We start from the raw sequence: 19,738 nt of genomic DNA on the forward strand, positions 1-19,738 counted from the left end.
CTCAGCCCCGGGGAGCTTCGGGAACGTCCACGGACGGCGGGGAGAACGGACGGGCGAACATCGCCTCTCTGCACTCGGGCCGCTTGGCCCACTCGGAAATCATCTTGCCGTTCGCGGTCTCGTGTAGGCGCTCGTTCACCTCCCGCGCCCATATCTCGACCTGCTCTAGGAACTGGTACGAAACGCCTTGGTTGCGCCAGACCTTCTCGAGATCGAACGCGTCGCGATAGGAGAGCGCGACGACGGCAACCGTGTAGGCGGCGACGTTCGCCAGGAAGGCGGAGACGAGCGGCCGCGCGGTCTTGTGGACGGCCTTGAACACGAGAGCCTTGGCCACCAGCGCCTTGAAGAAGGTCGGGTCCGGCACGAAGGGCGCTCCCGCAGCCTCAGCCTCGGCAATGCCCGTCATGAAGCGGTCGAAGCACTTCTGCGTTCCAAGGCTGACGACGTCGGGTCTGGCGTCCCAGGCCATCAGGTATTTCGCCAACTCCGTCTTGGTTATCTTGCGAGAGGCCGGCACGGATTCCTTCAGGGCTTTCAGGCGGGCCGGGGTCGTGCCCTCGCGCGACAGAAGGGTGTTGTAGCTGCCCGCCGCCCGCTCGTAGAACCAGCGTCCGACCCCGTCGGGGCAGTAGACCGTCAGGGAGAGTCGTTCGACGTCCACGTGGAAGGGCTTGTTCGCCGACAAGTCGGACTGCCGCACGGCGTTCTGGGAGTTCGCGTAGCGTGAGATGTCGGAGACCAGAGCCTCCTCCTTCGCCGGGTCCTCCTCCTTCATGACGATGATTTTCGCGGGCACGCGGACCTTGCTCAGGTCTGTATCGGGATACTTCTTCTTCGCGAAAAAGAGAGAGGCAGTGGTCTGTCCCCCGTTCACAATCTGCATTCCCCGAAGCCAGACGATGCCGGGAGAGCCGTCCTCGGCCCGCGAGAGGCTCATCTCGTCGGCGACCAAGACGATGCCGTTATTGAAGGCCATGAACCGCTCGGGAGCGGAGCGCAGCGTACTCTGAATACCGGCGTTCACGCCCTTGGCCTTGACACTCAGGAACGAGCGCACGTTGGCTTCCAGCAGCCTGGGACCGAACTTCTCGTAGATGTGGCGCAGAGCCTCGCCGGGGACGGCGGTGAGCGCGTAGTCGTAATCCCCCGTCTCGCCCGGCACGAAGACGCATGGAAGCGGCGAGCCGGAGACCTCGTTAAAATCGATGACGAGCTCGTCGCGGGGCTTGCCCTCGGAGCGATGCCGGAAGAGCCGTTCGATGTCCATGACTTCGAGGCGTACGGACTTACCTCCGATTTCGCGAGTCTTGAAACTTTTGGATTTCGTTATTCCGTCTGTGAGCACGAAAATACGAACCTGTTGAAGCTCGTCGTACTTCTCGTGAATGATAGTCGCCAGAGAGCGTGCTTCGTGAGAGTCGTCCAACTCCTTTTCAAGTCTCCCGTTTGCGCATAGTTCAAGAAAGCGAACGCATTGCTGGGCGCTCGTTTTCAGGTCTTGCTCGGAGACAGGAGTGATCGTATCGACGCCTTTAAAAAGGCTGACAAACAAATCAAGCTGCTCGATATCTTCCGACATCGCATAGCCGCTCAGTTTCAGATTCGTTCTGCCGACCGTCGCCTGGTAGTGGCAACCGACCGGATCGGAAGTCATGCCGACGTCGACGAGGTGCTGCATGACCACCTCGCAGAACACCTCCTCAGAGAAGGACGCCCCTTCGCCCATCTGGGTCGCGATGTCGGCGCGCATCTCCGCGAGAAAGTCGTCTATCGTCATTGGGTCTCTCCTAGTTGCGAGAGGACCACGTCGAAGTCGCGCAGAAAGTCTCCGGCGTGGTCCAGATTGATTTCGTAGAGGGCGCGAGTCACGGCGGCCGGGACTACTCCGGGCGTCAGTCGAGGAAAGCCCTCCGATACGGAGAGAAACCGTCTCTCCTTCGGCTCGAACCTTCGGGAGTACTGGCCGGCGTGCGCGTCGGCATAGCCTGCGATCATGAGTCGCTCGCGCAGGATTTCAATCACCCCGGATTCATTCGCGAGTCGATGCTCGACCTCGGCGACCATCTCAGGAAGAGTCGCTCCTCCCTCGGTTCTGGCGAACCTGACGGCGGCGAGAAACAAGGGGGACGCGACGGCGTCGTCTAACTGTTCCAGCGAGCCGATCTTCACCGGGAACCCCGACGAGGACATGGTCGCCTTAACCTCGACAGCCCCCTGCCCGAGGAGGAAGTCCTGCGGCGCGTCGTCCGGTCCGACCCATCCTCTAAGTACGCTCTCGGGAGAAACTCCTGCATCTAGAAACTGCGCCATGAAGTAGAGTTCTCCGACGAGACCAAGCTCCGCCTCCGGACTGAGAGGCCCTGCTCCGCGCGACATGAACTGCTGCCAAGCTCGCACCCGTCCCAGAAAAGTTTTCAAAAGTCTGGACTCCGAAGCCCCTTCCTCCGCCGCGTCATCTATCGTACCAACGACGTCGCAGGCCATGCAGGCGAATAGCTCCGAGCTTCCGGCCGCCTGACGAGTAAGAGCCAATCGGAGCCCGTCATGGCCGTTCAAATCCGCTCTCTCGACCAAGAACCCCTTGCCCTCCGGCAACCGCTCGGAGCGTGGCAGACTCGCCGTCGGGAAGCAGAAAAGCACCGCCTCCGCGTTGTCAGGCGAACGCCGCCCCACCTGCACCTCGACGGGGCCGGCCGACGGAAGAGAGATGGCCTGCCAGCCGGGAGCTTCGTCGTCGCAGAAGAGCGACGACCAAGCCAGAACGAACTCTTTACTCGGACGGGCCATATTCCTGCATCCAATAGAGGAGATTGACTTCGTACTCCACCTTGATCGCCCTCTCACTTGCAGGGAACGCGATGGCAAACGCCATGATTGGTTTGCTCCATCCGGGGACGATCAGCCTCTCGGTCTTCTTGTCCTTGTAGAAGTAAGGCGAGAGGGGGTAAAGCAGAAGAAGCCCACGGTCGGCATCACCGCCGAGTTTCCCGCGCGTCTCGCGGATGCCTTTACCGCTAGGAAAGCTAGGCTGATTGACGCGTCCACGAGCGGGTTCGGGTTTCCAAGCGGCGCGGGTCAAATCTAAGGCTTCGCGCCAGATGTCGTCGTCGATGTCGATCCCTTCGTCCTTCGGATCCGTCAGCACGCCGATAGCGAAGTTCTTCGGATCCTGTCGCTCGACCTCTTCCGGATCCTCCGTTTTGCGGATGAAATAGCTGTTCGAAGTAGAACCGCCGGGGAAAACGTGCTCGTCGCCCGCCCCGTTGCCGCCCCCCAGCAGCGCGACGCTCCATTTCTCGAGTTGTCCGGTATCCACCATCTTCGAGATGAACTCGGACAGAACGGCAGACTTCGCGCTTGTAGCGTTCGGATGCGTGGCGTACGCCCCTAGAAACGCCAGAACTTTGGACGCGTCCACGTTTCGCCAGAGACGAGAACAGGGCCATGAGTCAAGCTCCCCGTCGCGTTCGTATTTGATGTTCTCCTCCCACTGACTTCCAAGCGACGCGACCAGCGCGTCCGTGGCGTCGAGATTCTGCTGCTGTATCGTGGCGTCGCGATGAAAGAGGATGGTCTGTGGTCTCGTCGCGCTGTAAGTAAGGGAGAGCGTCTGGGCGTTGCGCATCTTTAAAGGCGACGTGACGGTCAGCACTTCATGCGACATCACTTTGAGTCCGTATTGCTCGGGGGTCAGATTCGCCTCGGCCATGAAGTCGAACTCTTCTCGCAGTTCCTCCGAAGCGTCTGCGATATGGCCGAACCACCTAACCAGATCCGGAGATGTATAGAGCCGACACAAGTCGAGATAGCCAGGACGATAGCCGAACCAGCGCCCCATCTGCATGAGCGTGTCGTACATCTTGGTCGTGCGCACGAAATAGCTGACGCAAAGGCCTTCGAGCGTAAGTCCCCGCGCGAGCTTGTCTCCTCCGACCGCGATCACTTTCTGCGCCGCACCGGGTTTCGCATAGTCCAGCGCGTCCTTGGCCGTTCCGTTGATTGAGCGAACCTCTATATCCTCGAGAACATCCGGAAGAACCGTGAGAACCTGATTCCAGGCAGGCATCGCCTGGGGACGCTCCTCTTCCGGCGAGAGTTCCGTGACCTGATCGCGAACGGGTAGGAAGTCGTCCTCCCAAAGTTCGCGCAACTGAGCCAACGTTTCCTCCGCACCTATCCCGCGCGTGATTCGCTGCCGCATGCGGCGCACGGTTTTCTCCACCTGCTCGCGCACGTGCCTCTGGACATCCACGAAGCGGGTGACGTGAATCAGCATGGAACTGTGCTGATTTCCCTGGCCTCGCAGTTCGCGGGCAGCGCATGCCAGGACGAACGAGCAGATAGCCTCTCGCAAAGACGGCGGAATCTCTTCCTCGCCGCCGTAAGTGGGCTGATGCGTCTTCTTATGCTTTGGTGGCATCCAACCCGAATCCGACTGCTGGTCGTAGTGGTCATGAATATCCCTTGCGAGGGGAAGAGCCCCGACTCGACCTTCGGGCGTCATCCTGCCGAACATCCTGGCCGGTCCGACATAGTTGGACGGAGCAGCCAGATTGATGATGAAGGAGCGAGGAAAGAGGTCCGCGCCCTCCTTGAGGGTGGCCCCTTTGTGATGGATGAAGATATTGGCGAAAGGGGTGGCGGTATAGCCGACATAGGCCTTTCTGGTGAAAGCGTGAAGGATCTGCCGAATTAGACTGTTGATGGTCTTCGGCTGATGCTCCTCATCCGGAGTGCCGTCGTCCTTGAATATCTGCTCTCCCGTATCAACCGAGGCGTTATCGGCCTCGTCGTCGATCATTAGGAGCGGTAGCTTCGTGACGAGCTTTCTGCCGTCGCTCGCGTCTGTGCTGTCCGCTACCCGGGTGCTAATCCATTGCAGCAGAGCGGTGAGAACGGTTTTCTGTTTCTTGACGACGAAAAGCCATGGGCGCTCCTCGGGAGATATCCCGTGAAAGTGCTTTGCGATGGCTTTGCTGAAATCACCGTTCTCGGCGCGCGTGGTAGCTGAGTTCGTCTTCAAATCCTCGCCGAACTCCGCTACTCCAATCGGCATGCCCGGGTCGCGATCGACGGTAGTCTCGTAGCCGAGAAAACTCTCTTCCAGTCGCATCTGCGTTTGCGATCGTAAGTTGTTGTGCATCCCAGCGAGAACGATGATGATTTTGTAGCCTGCGTCGGCAGCCTTGCAGATGAGTCCCGAATAGTTGCTGGTCTTACCGGATTGAACATGGCCGACGACCAAACCACGGCGGTCCCACGGATCCGTTCTTTTAGGGTCCTCAAGGAGTTTAAGGATGTCCTCGGTGGCCTCGTCGATGCCATCGACCACGACGTCCGATAGCTTGGCCTCCAAATAGTCCCGATACCTACGCCAGTAGTGCCAGTCTCGTTTTCGAGACGCAAAGAGCCATTCCACGTGATCCGTATCGTTTTTCATCGTGGTGGACTTGCCGATTTTGTGGCTGAAACGCTGAATCAGTACCGCGACGGCCTGGTTCTGATCGACCAAGTGCGGGGAGTCGCCGGCGAACATCATTGTCGCCCGACTAACCTTCTCCGCTATAAACGCGGGAGTTATCTTGGACTTGTCCTTCTCTGCCTTCACTAGCCGCTGAGCGGTGGCGACCACATTTTCCAGTAGCTCTGACCGTACTGCCGCGTCTCCCGTCTCGTTCATTCACTTCTCCCTAGATTTTCGATCAGCGAGGGGTATTTCTGGAATGGCTCGGTCCTCAGCATCGCCTTTCGCGCCTCTTCGACAGTCAGACCTTTGCGCGTGAGCAGGTCTTCGAAGAGGACGGTTGCGACTTCTATGACGGCCTCGTTCGGCTCTCCCTCGAATCCTGTTCTCGGGGTGTCTTTGTTCTCCGCGGTATCGAGCCAGATGCGTTGGACCGGCACGGTCTCCTCCACCACGCGAAGCATCGCCCTCACGAGTTCCTTACGCTCTCCACAGGCCTCGATGACGGCGGCCACGGCGGGATGTCCCTCATGAATCCGATATCTGACGCCGCTGCGCAGATGCTCGACCCGCCATGCCTGCTCAATCGGAGCGCCGCCGAGACCCGGCGTGGGCGATCCTCTGAACGCGAAGACCTTGCGCGCCTTCTCTCGAGTCGTCTCCGCCAGCCCCGTCAGCCATGAGCGGGCGTAGACTGGAGGACGTGCCGTCGACTTCCTCACGTCTATCTTCCAGTCGGCGTCGGCGGAGTTCGGAATATCCACCCTGATCCGGGCCAGACGATGCGACTCCTCCCTATTCCACGCCCTGCCCTTACCGAGGCCGAGCCATCCTCCAGCCAGCAGGAGGCGCTTGTTTCGGTAGACGTAGAAGCCCTGCTGGGACGTCCAGCCTTCCGGCCCCCCGGCTCGTTGAAACTCGTCATCCAAAAGTTTGTCTTTGTGGGGAAGCACGTGGCATTGAACTTGAAGAACACCGGACGGGGTGCTCTTTTTTTCGACCGGGGACTCCATGGCTTTCGCTGGATGACCGGTCATGAAAGGATCCCAAGGGGAAACCGGTCTGTCGTTTATTAACAGACGAAAATCCGGTCGAGGGCTTTCGATTAGGCGATGAAAAATCATCGCTAGACGACACTCGACGTCGTCGACCAAATCCGCGAAGTGGTCAAGAGTAGAACCCGCCGTAACCACGCGATCCATACACTCCCAAAGGACGAGGGTCCCCGAGCGCAGGGCCGAAAGAGGCTCCAGAAAGCGCTCGGAGCCCTCGGCGGGACCCTCGAACATGCGCCATCCACCCTCCGGGTCCGAGGCTATGGCGTCGAGGTCCCAGCGCAGACAGACCAGCGGCCCTCCCTCGCGCTTCGAGGCGACGGTGAGACTGCGACACTGCGAGAAGGAGGCCGTCTTCAGGCCGAGTCCGAAGCGTCCGAGGTCGGTCGGAGCCCGTTCGTCGAGCGGATTGATGGTCCCCAGCGTCATCGCGGCTTCGAGCTCGGGGTCGCTCATGCCGCGACCGTCGTCGAGAATTGAGATCCGACTGGCCTGTCCCTCCCAGTCGAAGCGCAGACGAACCTCGGAGGCACCGGCGGATATCGAGTTGTCCACGACGTCGGCCAGAGCGGCGGCGGTCGAGTATCCGAGACCCCGCAGGGCCTCCATCATCGCGCCGGCCTTCGGCGGGGCGTGTCTTGTTCCCTGAGTCATTTGGCGAATACGTCCTTCTGGATCTTGCGGAAGCCCGAGACTAGAAGCCTGCGGCCGAACGCCCTGACGTTCGGGGGAGAGGCGAACGGAGCGACGATTCTCAACTCGCCGCCCTCGGCGCGTATCCCTCTCCCATGAAGGGCCACAGAACATCCCGCTTGTTCGGAAGAGACAGTCTGCGCATCGTCTTCGCCTCGATCTGACGGATGCGCTCGCGCGTCACGCCGAAATGCTGACCGACCTCCTCGAGAGTCATCGCGTCGTCGTCCATGAGGCCGAAGCGCAGAAGAATGACCTCCCGTGCCCTTTCGTCGAGGTCTCCCAGCATTCCGAGAAGGGTCCCGCGCAGCGAGGCGCTCTCCGCGACGTCCGCCGGGTCCGAAGTCCTTTCGTCGATGAGACCTTCCGCCATCGACAGGCCCGAGTCCGGATCGACTTCGTTCAGGGAGACCGCATCCTCGAACATGGCGAGGAGCATTTGGGTCTTGGCGAGTGGCATGCCGATTCGTCGCGCGGTCTCCGAATCCGTCTCGGGGCGACCGAGGCGGGCCCCTGCGGAATCCCGCTCGCGCAGAATCTTCCGAGCCGTCTCCTGAATGTGGACGGGCGCCCTGACGACTCGCCCCGTGTCGGCGATCGACCTCGATACCTGCTGACGAATCCACCAGGTCGCGTAGGTGGAGAAGCGGAATCCTCTGCGCCAGTCGTAGCGCTCGACCGCCTTCATGAGGCCGATATTGGCCTCCTGGACGAGATCGTCGAACGGAATGCCCGACCAGAGATGCTTCTTGGCGATGGACAGGGCGAGCCGGAGGTTGCAGAGAATCATGCGCTCCCGAGCCTTTGCCTGGCGAGAGAGAGCCTCGACGAAGTCGCGCCCGGCTCGGCCCGCGCCGGCCTGGTCGGCCAGTTCCATGAGGAAGCCGCGCGTCAGTCGAGCCTCCTCCAAGGCCTCCGCAGCCCTGCTAGCGTCGCCCCGACAGGCTCTCACGGCGGCGACGGCGTTCACGAAGAAGGCGGCCTCCTCGTCGAGTTCGGACTCGTCCTCCTCGTCCTCCGCCGTACCAACCGATCGCGAGACGGGGTCCTCGTCGGACGAAGGCTCCGGACCAGCCGTGAAGGACTCGGCGTCGGCCTCTCCCGAGGCGACCCGGTCGGCGGCGTCGAATACGGCGGACAGACCCTCGGGCCACGAGGCGAGAGCGGAAAGCGCCGTTCGACCGGCCTCCTCCATCTCCCTTCCTAGGGCGATCTCCTCCTCGGCGTCGAGAAGGTCTCCTCGAATGCCCTTCGCGAAGAACCTGAACGGGTCGTTGCGTCCGGAGGCGAGGTCCTCGGCGAACTCGGCGGCCTCCGTCAGAAGACGGTCCTCCTCCATGGAGGCCTCCGACAGGAAGGGTTCCTCGTCCGAGCCGGTCCATTCGACGACGGCCGCCCCGAGTTCTCCCGCCACGAACGCAAGAAGCCTCTCGGCCTCCTCGTTGCGGGTGCCGTCCGCGTTCGAGCAGACGTCGATGAGATGCTCCTCCGAGACCATTCCCTCGCGCAGAGCGGCAAGCAGCAGCTCTCTGACGGTCCCGCCGCCCTCGTCCCGGACTAGCGGAGCGGCTCTGACCGGGAGATGAAGATCGACGTCCCCCCAGTCCTCGTCGCGGTCGACGACTTTGTGGCGTCCGATGGCCTCGTGAACCTGTCTGGCCGCCTCGGCGACGGTCTCGTCGCCCTCCGGGGCGGATACCTCCTCCTCGGCCTCCCAGTCGTCGGCGAGGACGTCTTCTTGAGGCGCGTCGTCCAGCGCGAGTACGTTTGGTTTCCCCCAGGACGGGGGTTCGGTGACCGGCTCTTTCGAAATCTCGGGCGTGCCGACGGAAGACTCCACGAACTCCGTCGGCTGGGGGACGTCGTCGGCCTGAGCGACGGTCTCGGCAACCTCTTCGGAAACGGGAGGAGCTTCGGCCTGGGGCGTTTCGACCGTGGGAGGCGGTGCCTCAAGATCGCCGTCTGGAACGCTCTCGACCTCCTCGACGGTCGGCTTGGCGCTCTCGGCGACGGGTTCAGACGAAGGTTCCGGCGCGGGGAGACGCGCGACCGCCTCCGCCAGAACGGCGATGGTCTCGGAGCAGCCGCCTTTGAGGGCGTGAGCCAGCGCGTCCATTCCACACGGGTCGGCGAGCGTCGGGTTTGCCCCGGCATCCAGAAGCAGCCTGACCGCTCCCTTCCTGCGCTTGCCCGCCGCCAAGATCAAAGGTGTCGCGCCCGAGCCGTCCCGTGCGTCGAGGTCGTCGCCTCGGCGAATGTGCAGCTTGATAGCCGTCTCGACGCCCGAGATTGCAGCGAGGCGCAGCAGCGGGTTGAGCTTCCTCACGGGACTATCCACGGCCATTCTCCTCCGGAAGATAGCCCGGGGCGATGGAAGCGCTGTCGACGTCATCCAGCGCGGAGCGATTCCGCAGCCAGAGGCGATACTCTGGACCTCGCAGTGAATGGCTCTCGGAGCAGTCGACGCTCCATCGTCTCAGGACGTAGCCCGCTAAGGCGGCCTTTACCCGGATGCGCAGGACCCCGTCCGTCATTGGATAGTCTAGGGCGGCGAGTTCGGAGCGCGGAAAGTCGGGATGAGGAACGACCTCCATCTCGACCTCGCGTGACCACTGGACGTCGCACTCGACCGACTCTTCCGGCAACGGACTCTCGGACAGAACGCGAACGCCTCTTACGCGAGTCAGGACAAAGTCTCGAAACGAAGAGGTTCTCCGATCGAATGCCCGGACGTGCCACCGCAGACCGTTGTCGGCGAGAGCGAGCGGGACGATCTCGCGCTCGGTCACTCCGCTGAAAGAAGAGACGTAGGAAACGGACAGAACGCGCCTTCCGGCGACGGCCCGCGTAACCGCCGCAAGGACCTCGATGGCAGGACGGTTTATCGGAGCGGGATACTCGCAGGGGATCAGAGCGCTCGCCGAGCCTCCCAGTCCGTCCCCGAAGCCCTTCGACAGAGCCGACAGGGCGCGGTCTAGGGCGTGCTCGAACAGGGGCCTGAAATCTTCGGTCACGCGATAGGTCTTGGAGCTTCCGTCGAAGCGTATGTTGTTCGGGGCGATCGTTCGATAGCGTGCGAGATCCCGCGTCGCCACGGCCGGTGCCACGTCGAACCTTCCGGAGAGGTCCGCGCGAGACACCTCGCCCAAGAAGAAAAGTCTGAAATCTACGTAGGCGAGCCGCTCACGCTGCGCTCCACTCACCTCTTCAAGGTTCGTTTCCAACGAATTCTTCTCATAGCTCTATCATGACAATCGATTCTACAGACGTACCTAAAAACTGTATAGATCCTGATCTTTTTGATTAGGACAAGAGGTCGCGCGAAGTTCCTCGCGCATTACAATGCACTATTAAGAACGACGAAAAACACCCACCTTCGCCGGATTGCCGGAAACTAGGGGACGAGAAGAAAGCTGGTAACCCGCTGCGCGAGTCAGGCCCCGCCAACGGAACGGCGAATCAAAGATACGTCAAATTATTGAATTGATATGAAAATAGAACAAAAACTGTCGGAGGATGGCGAGTTCAAGAACCACACGCCGATGATGCAGCAGTACCTGCGCCTGAAGGCGCAGTACCCCGACCTGATGCTGTTCTATCGCATGGGGGACTTCTACGAGCTGTTCTTCGACGATGCCGAAAAAGCCGCGCGCCTGCTCGACATCACGTTGACCACGCGTGGCAAGTCCAGCGGCCAGCCGATCAAGATGGCCGGCGTGCCTTTCCACGCCGTCGAGCAGTATCTGGCGCGGCTGGTGAAAATGGGCGAATCGGTGGTGATCGCCGAACAGGTCGGCGAGCCCGGTGCCACCAAAGGGCCGATGGAGCGTGCGGTGAGCCGCATCGTCACGCCCGGCACGCTCACCGACGCGGCTCTGCTGGATGACCGGCGCGACGCGCTGCTCCTGGCGTTGAGCCTGCAGCGCGGCACGCTGGGGCTCGCGTGGCTCAACCTCGCCAACGGTGACCTGCGCGCCATGGAGTGCCCGGCCGAACAACTGCAGAGCCAATTCGAACGCCTGCGCCCGGCCGAAGTGCTGATTCCCGACGGGCTCAGCCTGCCGTTCCTCAATAGCCTCAACCCGCCCCCGCGTCGCCTGCCCGAATGGCAGTTCGACGCCGGCAACGGCGCACGCCTGCTCACCGGCCATTTCGGCACGCAAGACCTCGCCGGCTTTGGCGCGGAAGAGCTCGATACCGGCCTGGCCGCGTTGGCCGCCTTGTTCGAATACGCTCGCGGCACACAGCGGCAGACGCTTGAGCACGTCACCACGCTACACGTCGAGCGCGAGTCGGCCTATCTGCGCCTGGATGCCGCCACGCGCCGCAACCTCGAACTCACCGAAACCCTGCGCGGCGAGGCTTCGCCCACGCTGCTGTCACTGCTCGATTGTTGCGCCACCAGCATGGGCTCGCGCTGGCTGCGCCACGCGCTGCACCACCCCTTGCGTGATCGCGCGCTGGCCGCTCAACGCCACGCCGCCGTTGCGGAACTGATCGGCGAAGGCGACGGACGCCGCCTTGGCGACGTGCGCACGGCACTCAAAGGCATCGCGGACGTAGACCGCATCACCGCCCGCGTGGCGCTGCGCAGTGCGCGCCCGCGCGATCTGTCGGCCCTGCGCGATGCGCTGGCCGCGCTGCCAGCTTTGCAGGCCGCCATTGGCGATACAGATTCCGAACTGCTCGCCGGCATTCGCAGCCACCTCGACCGACCGGACGGCGCCTTCGAGCTGCTCGCCCGCGCCATCGACACCGAGCCGGCCGCCATGGTGCGCGACGGCAGCGTGATCGCGCCGGGCTTTGACGCCGAGCTGGACGAGCTGCGCGGCATCCAGAGCAACTGCGGTGAATTCCTGATGACGCTGGAAGCGCGCGAGCGTGAGCGCAGCGGCATTGCCGGGCTCAAGGTCGAATACAACCGCGTGCATGGCTTCTACATCGAAGTCAGCCGCGCCAACGCCGAAAAGGTGCCGGACGACTATCGCCGTCGCCAGACACTGAAGAACGCCGAGCGTTACATCACGCCCGAGCTCAAAGCCTTCGAAGACAAGGCGCTGTCGGCGCAGGACCGCGCGCTGGCACGCGAAAAGATGTTGTACGAAGAGGTGCTCGAAGCACTGGCCGGCGAGATCCCCGCGCTGCAGCGCATCGCGCGTGCGCTGGCCCTGCTCGATGGCCTCGGCGCTTTCGGCGAAATCGCCCTGCGCTACAACTACAGCCGCCCGGTGTTCGTCGATCAGCCTGGGCTGGAGATCGAGCGTGGTCGCCATCCGGTGGTCGAGCGCGAGGTCGAGAACTTCATCGCCAACGACTGCCGCCTCGGCCCCACGCGCCGCATGCTGATGATCACCGGCCCGAACATGGGCGGTAAATCAACCTTCATGCGCCAGGTGGCGCTGATTGCCCTGCTGGCGCACGTGGGCGCCTTCGTGCCGGCTGCCGCAGCGCGCATCGGCCCGACCGACGCCATTTTCACGCGCATCGGCGCTTCGGACGACCTCGCTTCCGGCCGCTCCACCTTCATGGTCGAAATGACCGAGGCCGCGGCCATCCTGCATGGCGCAACCGAGCACAGCCTGGTGCTGATGGACGAAATCGGCCGCGGCACGTCCACGTTCGACGGCCTCGCGCTGGCGTTCTCGATTGCGCGCCATCTGCTTGCCAACAACTGCTGCCAGACGCTGTTCGCCACCCACTATTTCGAACTGACGCGTCTCAACACCGACTTCCCGGAGTGCGTGAACGTGCACCTGGATGCGGTCGAGCACGGCCATCGCATCGTGTTCCTGCACGCCGTGGAAGAAGGCCCCGCAAGCCAGAGCTACGGGATCGAGGTGGCTGCATTGGCCGGCGTGCCGGCGCCGGTGATCCGCGAAGCGCGCAAGCGCCTGCGTGCGCTGGAAAACCGTGAGATCGGCGGCGGCCCGCAATCCGATCTGTTTGCCGATCTGCCCGATGACGAGCCCGAGGCGCTGTCCCACCCTGCCCTCACCGCGCTCGACGAGATCGACCCCGACAGCCTGACCCCGCGCGACGCGCTGGAGCGGCTGTACCTGCTCAAGCGCCTGCTCTGACACCGTGGCCACACATATCGACGTAAGCGAACAAGCCGGCGTGCGTTACCTGCACTTCGGCTCAGACTGGATTCAGGGTGCGATGCGCATCCGCGACCCCAACGCGCTGGAGCTGCAATACACGCGCGAAATGATGGCCGGGCTGTTGCTGCACGACGAAGACTGGCCACGCAATGCGCTGGCCATCGGCCTGGGCCCCGGCTCCATCGCCAAGTTCATCCATCACCATTGCCCGCAGACGCGGTTGACCGTGGTCGAGATCGAGCCGCGCGTGGTGGCCGCCGCACGGCATTTCTTTGCCCTGCCCCAACCCGACATACGGCTCACCATCGAAATCGGTGACGGTGCCGAGTACGTGCAGCAAGGTGAGCGCCTGTTCGACTACGTACTGGTCGATGGCTACGACGCCAAGGCGCGCAGTGGCCCGCTCGACACGCCAGCCTTCTACGCGGCGGTGAAAGCGCGCCTGAGCAGTCGCGGGCTGATGGCCGTGAATCTGTTCGGCAGTGCGCGTGGCTTCGACGCCAGTCTGGCGCGCATCTGCGACGTGTTCGAAGACCGTGTGCTGGCCTTTCCGTCTTGCGACAGCGGCAACGTCATCGTCTTTGCCGCAGCGGGTGAAGTGGTTGAATTGCCGTTGCCCGATGTGCGCGAACGCGCAAAGGCATTGAAAGTGCGCACCGGCCTCGACTTACTGCCCACCATCTCGCGTCTCGAGCAGGCCGGCCAGGTGCCGGGCGGCACCCTGATTCTCTGACTCAGGCTTTCGCCTCAGCTTCCGTCGGCATCCACAAGCAACGCCCACCCGAAGCCTTGGCGACCTCGCCCAGCACGCGCTCGTGCGCTTCCAGCTCGCTGCCTTCGGCACGGATCACTTTCAGCGGCGGGCGCTCGATCAGCACGGCACCCGAATCAGCCCCACGTGCCGGGCCGGCGTCATCCAGCCCGATGATCAGGCTTTCCTGACCACGCGTCATCGCCAGATAGACCTCGGCCAGAATCTCGGCATCCAGCAAGGCGCCGTGCAGGGTGCGGTGGCCGTTGTCGATTTCGTAGCGGTCGCACAAGGCGTCGAGCGAGGCTTTCTTGCCAGGGTTCTGTTCCTTGGCCATGCGCAGCGTGTCGGTGACGCCCGAGCAGATCACCGCGAGCTTCTGGCGCCCCAGCAGAGACAACTCGTTGTCGAGAAAGCCGACGTCGAACGGCGCGTTGTGGATCACCAGCTCGGCCCCGCGCACGAACTCTTCGAAGTCGTCTGCAATGTCGGCGAACTTCGGCTTGTCGGCGAGAAAATCCAGGCTGATGCCGTGCACCGCTTCGGCCTCGGCATCGATCTCGCGCTCGGGGTTCAGATACACGTGGTAGTGCCGGCCGGTAAGGCTGCGGTTGATCATCTCCACGCAGCCGATCTCGACGATGCGGTGGCCGGTGCGCCAGTCGAGGCCGGTGGTTTCGGTATCGAGCAGAACTTGTCTCATGGCGGCAGCTTCCTCAGTTGCGGCGCACGGCTTCGACGCCGCGCCGGGCCAGTGCGTCGGCCCGCTCGTTCTCGACGTGGCCGGCGTGGCCCTTCACCCAGATCCATTGGATCTTGTGCGCACTCGCCGCGCGGTCAAGCTCTTGCCACAGGTCCGCGTTCTTCACCGGCTCTTTCGCGGCCGTCTTCCAGCCACGTGCTTTCCAGCCGTGAATCCACTCCGAGATGCCTTTCTGCACGTACTGGCTATCGGTATGCACGCGGGCCGATACCGGGCGCTTGAGCAGCTCCAGCGCACGAATCACGGCCAGCAGCTCCATGCGGTTATTCGTGGTGTGGGCCTCACCGCCCCAGATTTCCTTCTCGTGCGGGCCCGAGCGCAAAATCGCGCCCCAGCCGCCGGGGCCGGGGTTACCGCTGCATGCGCCGTCGGTGAAAATGTCGATACTGTCCTGCATCAGATTCCTGTCATGTCCGGTTCGTCGGGCTGAGGCGGCGATGGTGGCGGGCGATGGGCACGAAGGCTTTTGCCGGGGCCTTCTTGCCGCGCCAGCGCGGCGTGATCACGCGCATGCCCTGCACCCGCTTGATGCCGTGCAGCAGAAAGAACCCGCCGCATACCGGCCACCAGCGCTGCCCTGCCCGTTCGAGAAATTGCCAGCGTTGCTGCCATTTGGCAGAGGCCGTCGGCGGCGCGAAACTGCCGAAGCCGGCTGCCGGCGTTTCGAAGCCGAGCAGTGTAAGCCAGTCGCGCAGGCGCGGAACCGAAAAGTAATGCCCGCGCCACGGATGGTGGCCGCGCCGTCCGGCACACATGCGCCGCATGCCGTACAGGCTGAAGGGGTTGAAGGCGGTGATCACCAGGCTGCCTTCCGGCACCAGCACGCGCTCCACCTCACGCAAGATCTGGTGCGGATGGCGGGAAAATTCAAGCACATGCGGCAGCACCACCAGATCCAGGCTGGAGGTGGCAAAAGGCAGCTCGGTGGCCTGGGCCAGAATGTCCGCTGGCAAGCGGCTGTCGCAGCTGACGCGGTGCGCAATGCGGCTGGCACGCAGCAGGTCGTGCGCTGGCAAGCCCAACTGCAATGCGTTATAACCGAACACATCGGCCACCACGGCGTCGATGCTCTCCTGCTCCTGCCTGAGCAGGTAAGCGCCTTGGGGCCCCGCGAACCACTCCGACAGGCTTGCACTCGACGACATGAATTTTCCCGCTTCGACCCACGGCGACCTTGCCGTTCTTCCGTTACCTGCCTTCAGCGACAACTACATCTGGGTTCTGCAACGCGGCAAGCAAGTTGCCGTGGTGGACCCGGGCGACGCGAGTGTTGTCGAACGCTGGCTGAGCGATAACGGGCTCGACCTTACCGCAATTCTGATCACGCATCATCACAGCGATCACACCGGCGGCATCCTCGCCCTCACCGCGCAGCGCGACATCCCCGTGTACGGCCCGGCAGCACACGACATTGCCGGCGTGACCGTGGGTGTAGCCGAGGGTGATTCGGTTGAACTGGCGGAGATCGGCCAGCGCTTCGAGGTACTCGAAGTGCCCGGCCACACCACCACGCACATTGCCTTCCTCGGCAACGGCATGCTGTTTCCGGGCGACACGCTGTTTTCGGCCGGCTGTGGCCGCTTGCTGGGCGGCACGGCCGAGCAGTTGCACCGCTCGCTCGAACGCCTGAAAACACTGCCGGGCAATACGCGCGTTTACTGTACGCACGAATACACGATGGCCAACCTGCGCTTCGCACGCGCGGCCGAACCGAAAAACGCCGAGCGCGACGCATGGATGAAAACCTGCGAAGCCCTGCGCGCAAAAGACCAGCCGACACTGCCCAGCACCATCGCACGCGAATGTGCGATCAACCCCTTCCTGCGGGCCGACCACGCCGAGGTCATCGCCAGCGTCGCCGCCGAAACGGGCTCGCGCCCACGCACCACGCAAGAGTGCTTCACGCGTCTGCGTGCCTGGAAAGACAACTTCTGAAGAAGCGCCGCCCTGCAAGGCGGGCTGCGGCAAGGCCTCAGTCGGCCTCTACGACGCGATTGCGACCGGCGCTTTTGGCCTTGTACAACGCCTCGTCCGCAATGGTCAGGAGCACTTCGTAGCCCTCCTTGTCGGCACGCTCGGGAATCGCCGTGGCCACGCCGATGCTGATGCTGAGAAACGGCGACACCGACGAAAACTCATGCGGAATCGCCGCTTCGCGCACTGCCTCCAGCAGGCTGCGGGCGACCGCTACGGCCCCTTCCGCCCCGGTCTCCGGCAGGATCACCGCAAACTCTTCACCACCGTAGCGCGCCAGCAGATCGGGAGGGCGCCGCAGCGTGGCGGCCATCAGCCGTGCCAGGTCACGCAGGCACTCGTCGCCTGCCACGTGGCCGTAACCGTCATTGAAGGCCTTGAATTCGTCCACGTCGATGAACAGCAATGACAGCGGATGCCCTCCCCGCGCGGCACGGCGCCATTCGTGACGAAGGGTTTCGTCGAAGCGACGACGGTTGGCCACCCCGGTGAGACCGTCGATGGCATTGAGGCGCTCGAGTTCGCGGTTGGCCTGGTCGAGCTTTTCGGTGAGTTGCACCAACGCCGAGCGCATGCTGGCAATGCGACGCATGGCCGTGACCTTGGCGCGCAACACGGTTTCGGAGATGGGTTTGATCAGATAGTCATCGCCACCGGCGGCAATGCCGTGCGCAAGGTCTTCATCGTTGGCGCGCGCCGACAGGAAGATGATGGGCGTCCATTCGATGCCGGTCTGCGTCGCACGGATGCGCCGCGCCACTTCGAAGCCGTCCAGATCCGGCATGATCACGTCGAGCAACACCAGATCGGGCTTTTCGGACATGAACGCACGCAACCCATCCTCGCCATTGCGTGCGAGGATGCTGGTAAGGCCCATCTTGCCGAGCATCTGACAGATCAGCGTAGCGCTTGTGACTGCGTCCTCTACGACAAGTACCTTCATCCGGTCGACCGCCTTTTAGGTAGGCATACAAATTAACTCCTCATTTTGCCATGTCAGCGGCAGCACACTGACAACACGGTGAGCAAGCGTGACAAAAGCCACAGCCTTGCCCTGACCTCGTCTCTTATTTGCTTTTCCAATGAGAAAGGCCGCTTGCGCGGCCTTTCTCATTCAGCGGTGCGACTCAGTGGTGATGACCACCAGGGCCATGCACGTGGCCGTGCGACAGCTCTTCGGCCGTTGCCTGGCGCACTTCGGCCACTTTGCCGTCGAACACCAACGAGGTGCCGGCCAGCGGGTGGTTGCCGTCAACCACGACCTTGCCGTCCTGGATGTCGGTGATGCGATAGACCATGTCTTCCTCGCCGTCGTCACCGACGCGCTCGAAGGCCATGCCCACTTCGATGTTGTCGGGGAACTGACCCACCTCTTCGATCATGACGAGCTCTTCGTCGTAATCGCCGAAGGCATCTTCCGGCTGCAGCTTGAGCAGGAAGCTCTCGCCGACGCTCTTGCCGTGCAGGGCTTCTTCGATGGCCGGGAAAATGCCGTCGTAGCCACCGTGCAGGTACACCAGCGGGTTCTTGCCGTCGTCGATGAGGTTGCCGTCGCTGTCCTTGACCGTGTAGTGCAGGGTGACGACGGAGTTCTTGGTAATTTGCATGTGCGGGTTCCGTTCAGAGTTTGCTGAGGGTTTGCAGGACTTCGGCAACGTGGCCACGCGGCGCAACGTTGCGAAAGATGTGGCGGACGACACCCTGCTTGTCGATGATGAAGGTTGTCCGCGTCACGCCGGTGCGGACCATGCCGTCGACCTCGCGTGACTCCCATACACCGTAGCGTCTGCAGATATCGATGTCCTCATCGGACAGCAGGCGCACCGACAGACCGTGCAGGTCGCGGAACTCGGCGTGCGTCAGGCAATCGTCCGGGCTGACCCCGATCACGCTGCAATCGCAGCGCTCGAAATCATCCACGTGATCGCTGAATTCCACGGCCTGGCGTGTACAGCCCGGCGTGTTGTCACGCGGATAAAAATACAGCACCACGTTGCGCTTGCCGCGCACCTCCGCGAGATCGAAGACCTCCATGTCGGCATCCGGCAAAGCGAAATCCGGGGCGAGCTCACCGATAACGGGTGCACGCCCTTCCTGACGTGGGCGCGATTCTAGCCCGGAACGGGCACGAACTCTAGGCGTGTGAAGCGCGGTCTGGACCGGCATGACAACCTCCTGCGGCTCTGGGTGTACCTGTGGAATAGACCAGCAGGCGGCCACGCTCAAGTATGGGAAACCACAAGCAGCGCTTGCATGCGCCCGATGACTGTTTAAAATTACAGTTGTTCGTACAGCCCTGATGCAGCCCTTCATGCCCCCTTCCGACCGCGCCCTCACCCCGCGCCAGCAAGAGATTCTGGCCTTCATCCGCGACACGCTGGAGCACAGCGGCCGCCCGCCCACGCGCGCCGAGTTGTGCGCCGCCTTCGGCTTCCGCTCGCCCAACGCCGCCGAAACCCACTTGCGCGCGCTCGCCGCCAAAGGCGCCATCTCGCTCGAAGAAGGCCGTGCGCGCGGCATTCGCCTCACCGAAGGCGCCGGGTTGCCACTGATCGGCCGCGTCGCAGCCGGCTCGCCGCTCTTGGCTATCGAGCACGTGGAGTCGCGCCACGCCATCGACCCCGCGCTGTTCTCGCCGCGCGCCGATTATCTGCTGCGCGTGCGCGGCCTGAGCATGCGCGACGCCGGCATTCTCGATGGCGATCTGCTGGTGGTGCATGCCACGCCGGAGGCGCGTGGCGGGCAAATCGTGGTGGCGCGCGTGAATGACGAAGTCACCGTAAAAACCTTCCGCCGCCGCGGCGCCATCGTGCAGTTGCTGCCCTCCAACCCCGACTTTCCGCCCATCGTGGTCGACACCCGCCGCGATGCGTTGGCCATCGAAGGCGTGATGGTCGGCCTGATCCGCAACGGCAAGCCGGCCTGAGGCCAAGG

The 19,738-nt window shown here is 63.0% G+C and carries 16 protein-coding genes; 4 read left to right on the forward strand and 12 right to left on the reverse strand.

Features of this window, described 5'->3' with window-relative positions; translation table 11 throughout:
• Nucleotide 1: 1 nt before the first annotated feature.
• From AC6H0W_RS10685 to AC6H0W_RS10710, 6 genes are all read right to left on the reverse strand, one after another.
• The gene (locus AC6H0W_RS10685) at nucleotides 2–1,780 is read right to left on the reverse strand and encodes an AIPR family protein (protein ID WP_497577140.1); all 1,779 of its coding nucleotides are present in this window, start codon (nucleotides 1,778–1,780) and stop codon (nucleotides 2–4) included.
• A complete protein-coding gene (locus tag AC6H0W_RS10690; RefSeq protein ID WP_497577141.1) occupies nucleotides 1,777–2,790 on the reverse strand; it encodes a PD-(D/E)XK motif protein in 1,014 nt (337 codons plus the stop codon). The genes AC6H0W_RS10685 and AC6H0W_RS10690 overlap by 4 nt, the downstream gene beginning before the upstream one ends.
• Nucleotides 2,774–5,683 (reverse strand): Z1 domain-containing protein, encoded by a 2,910-nt coding sequence (locus tag AC6H0W_RS10695; RefSeq protein ID WP_497577142.1) that lies wholly within the window; start codon nucleotides 5,681–5,683, stop codon nucleotides 2,774–2,776. Before AC6H0W_RS10695 ends, AC6H0W_RS10690 begins: the two co-directional genes overlap by 17 nt.
• Complete coding sequence (locus tag AC6H0W_RS10700) at nucleotides 5,680–7,134, reverse strand: ATP-binding protein (protein ID WP_497577143.1); 1,455 nt, start codon at nucleotides 7,132–7,134, stop codon at nucleotides 5,680–5,682. The genes AC6H0W_RS10695 and AC6H0W_RS10700 overlap by 4 nt, the downstream gene beginning before the upstream one ends.
• Nucleotides 7,135–7,276: 142 nt before the next feature.
• The gene (locus tag AC6H0W_RS10705) at nucleotides 7,277–9,541 is read right to left on the reverse strand and encodes a sigma-70 family RNA polymerase sigma factor (protein WP_497577144.1); all 2,265 of its coding nucleotides are present in this window, start codon (nucleotides 9,539–9,541) and stop codon (nucleotides 7,277–7,279) included.
• Between the two features lie 4 nt (nucleotides 9,542–9,545).
• Nucleotides 9,546–10,439, reverse strand: coding sequence for a helix-turn-helix transcriptional regulator (locus tag AC6H0W_RS10710; RefSeq protein ID WP_497577145.1), 894 nt, complete (start codon nucleotides 10,437–10,439; stop codon nucleotides 9,546–9,548).
• 264 nt (nucleotides 10,440–10,703) lie between these two features.
• On the opposite strand from AC6H0W_RS10710, the gene mutS reads away from it, so the two are divergent.
• Together mutS and AC6H0W_RS10720 are read left to right on the forward strand one after the other, a co-directional pair.
• Entirely contained in the window at nucleotides 10,704–13,292 is a 2,589-nt protein-coding gene (mutS, locus tag AC6H0W_RS10715; RefSeq protein ID WP_497577146.1) for a DNA mismatch repair protein MutS, read from the forward strand.
• Nucleotides 13,293–13,296: 4 nt separating this feature from the next.
• Nucleotides 13,297–14,049 carry a spermine/spermidine synthase domain-containing protein gene (locus AC6H0W_RS10720; protein ID WP_497577147.1) on the forward strand — a complete coding sequence of 251 codons (753 nt, stop codon included), beginning with the start codon at nucleotides 13,297–13,299 and terminating at the stop codon, nucleotides 14,047–14,049.
• Nucleotide 14,050: 1 nt separating this feature from the next.
• Here the strand turns inward: AC6H0W_RS10720 and dnaQ are convergent, their stop codons facing one another.
• The 3 genes from dnaQ to AC6H0W_RS10735 are packed head-to-tail and all read right to left on the reverse strand — an operon-like array spanning nucleotide 14,051 to nucleotide 15,975.
• Nucleotides 14,051–14,770 (reverse strand): DNA polymerase III subunit epsilon, encoded by a 720-nt coding sequence (gene dnaQ / locus AC6H0W_RS10725; RefSeq protein WP_497577148.1) that lies wholly within the window; start codon nucleotides 14,768–14,770, stop codon nucleotides 14,051–14,053.
• A gap of 13 nt (nucleotides 14,771–14,783) precedes the next feature.
• Nucleotides 14,784–15,227, reverse strand: a complete 444-nt coding sequence (gene rnhA / locus AC6H0W_RS10730) for a ribonuclease HI (protein ID WP_497577149.1) — start codon at nucleotides 15,225–15,227, stop codon at nucleotides 14,784–14,786.
• A gap of 10 nt (nucleotides 15,228–15,237) precedes the next feature.
• Nucleotides 15,238–15,975 carry a class I SAM-dependent methyltransferase gene (locus AC6H0W_RS10735; RefSeq protein WP_497577150.1) on the reverse strand — a complete coding sequence of 246 codons (738 nt, stop codon included), beginning with the start codon at nucleotides 15,973–15,975 and terminating at the stop codon, nucleotides 15,238–15,240.
• Here AC6H0W_RS10735 and gloB point away from each other — a divergent pair.
• Nucleotides 15,974–16,765 (forward strand): hydroxyacylglutathione hydrolase, encoded by a 792-nt coding sequence (gloB, locus tag AC6H0W_RS10740; RefSeq protein WP_497577151.1) that lies wholly within the window; start codon nucleotides 15,974–15,976, stop codon nucleotides 16,763–16,765. The two genes, AC6H0W_RS10735 and gloB, sit on opposite strands and share 2 nt — an antisense overlap.
• A 37-nt stretch (nucleotides 16,766–16,802) precedes the next feature.
• On the opposite strand, the gene AC6H0W_RS10745 is transcribed toward gloB, so the two are convergent.
• The 3 genes from AC6H0W_RS10745 to AC6H0W_RS10755 form a co-directional block, all read right to left on the reverse strand.
• A complete protein-coding gene (locus AC6H0W_RS10745) occupies nucleotides 16,803–17,747 on the reverse strand; it encodes a diguanylate cyclase (protein ID WP_497577152.1) in 945 nt (314 codons plus the stop codon).
• A gap of 184 nt (nucleotides 17,748–17,931) precedes the next feature.
• Nucleotides 17,932–18,411, reverse strand: a complete 480-nt coding sequence (locus AC6H0W_RS10750) for an FKBP-type peptidyl-prolyl cis-trans isomerase (RefSeq protein WP_497577153.1) — start codon at nucleotides 18,409–18,411, stop codon at nucleotides 17,932–17,934.
• A gap of 13 nt (nucleotides 18,412–18,424) precedes the next feature.
• Nucleotides 18,425–18,970, reverse strand: a complete 546-nt coding sequence (locus tag AC6H0W_RS10755) for a peroxiredoxin (protein ID WP_497577154.1) — start codon at nucleotides 18,968–18,970, stop codon at nucleotides 18,425–18,427.
• Nucleotides 18,971–19,115: 145 nt separating this feature from the next.
• On the opposite strand from AC6H0W_RS10755, the gene lexA reads away from it, so the two are divergent.
• A complete protein-coding gene (gene lexA, locus AC6H0W_RS10760; RefSeq protein ID WP_497577155.1) occupies nucleotides 19,116–19,730 on the forward strand; it encodes a transcriptional repressor LexA in 615 nt (204 codons plus the stop codon).
• The last annotated feature ends 8 nt before the right edge of the window (nucleotides 19,731–19,738 follow it).

The sequence above is a fragment of the Pseudazoarcus sp. NS20 genome, assembly GCF_059703745.1.

What these genes read in the sequence shown, in the direction of transcription:
- lexA (WP_497577155.1), top strand. Translation starts at nt 19,116, where the DNA reads ATGCCCCCTTCCGACCGCGCCCTCACCCCGCGCCAGCAAGAGATTCTG.
- AC6H0W_RS10685 (WP_497577140.1), bottom strand. Translation starts at nt 1,780, where the DNA reads ATGACGATAGACGACTTTCTCGCGGAGATGCGCGCCGACATCGCGACC.
- mutS (WP_497577146.1), top strand. Translation starts at nt 10,704, where the DNA reads ATGAAAATAGAACAAAAACTGTCGGAGGATGGCGAGTTCAAGAACCAC.
- rnhA (WP_497577149.1), bottom strand. Translation starts at nt 15,227, where the DNA reads ATGCAGGACAGTATCGACATTTTCACCGACGGCGCATGCAGCGGTAAC.
- AC6H0W_RS10700 (WP_497577143.1), bottom strand. Translation starts at nt 7,134, where the DNA reads ATGATGGAGGCCCTGCGGGGTCTCGGATACTCGACCGCCGCCGCTCTG.
- AC6H0W_RS10690 (WP_497577141.1), bottom strand. Translation starts at nt 2,790, where the DNA reads ATGGCCCGTCCGAGTAAAGAGTTCGTTCTGGCTTGGTCGTCGCTCTTC.
- AC6H0W_RS10735 (WP_497577150.1), bottom strand. Translation starts at nt 15,975, where the DNA reads ATGTCGTCGAGTGCAAGCCTGTCGGAGTGGTTCGCGGGGCCCCAAGGC.
- AC6H0W_RS10750 (WP_497577153.1), bottom strand. Translation starts at nt 18,411, where the DNA reads ATGCAAATTACCAAGAACTCCGTCGTCACCCTGCACTACACGGTCAAG.
- AC6H0W_RS10745 (WP_497577152.1), bottom strand. Translation starts at nt 17,747, where the DNA reads ATGAAGGTACTTGTCGTAGAGGACGCAGTCACAAGCGCTACGCTGATC.
- dnaQ (WP_497577148.1), bottom strand. Translation starts at nt 14,770, where the DNA reads ATGAGACAAGTTCTGCTCGATACCGAAACCACCGGCCTCGACTGGCGC.
- AC6H0W_RS10695 (WP_497577142.1), bottom strand. Translation starts at nt 5,683, where the DNA reads ATGAACGAGACGGGAGACGCGGCAGTACGGTCAGAGCTACTGGAAAAT.
- AC6H0W_RS10755 (WP_497577154.1), bottom strand. Translation starts at nt 18,970, where the DNA reads ATGCCGGTCCAGACCGCGCTTCACACGCCTAGAGTTCGTGCCCGTTCC.
- gloB (WP_497577151.1), top strand. Translation starts at nt 15,974, where the DNA reads ATGAATTTTCCCGCTTCGACCCACGGCGACCTTGCCGTTCTTCCGTTA.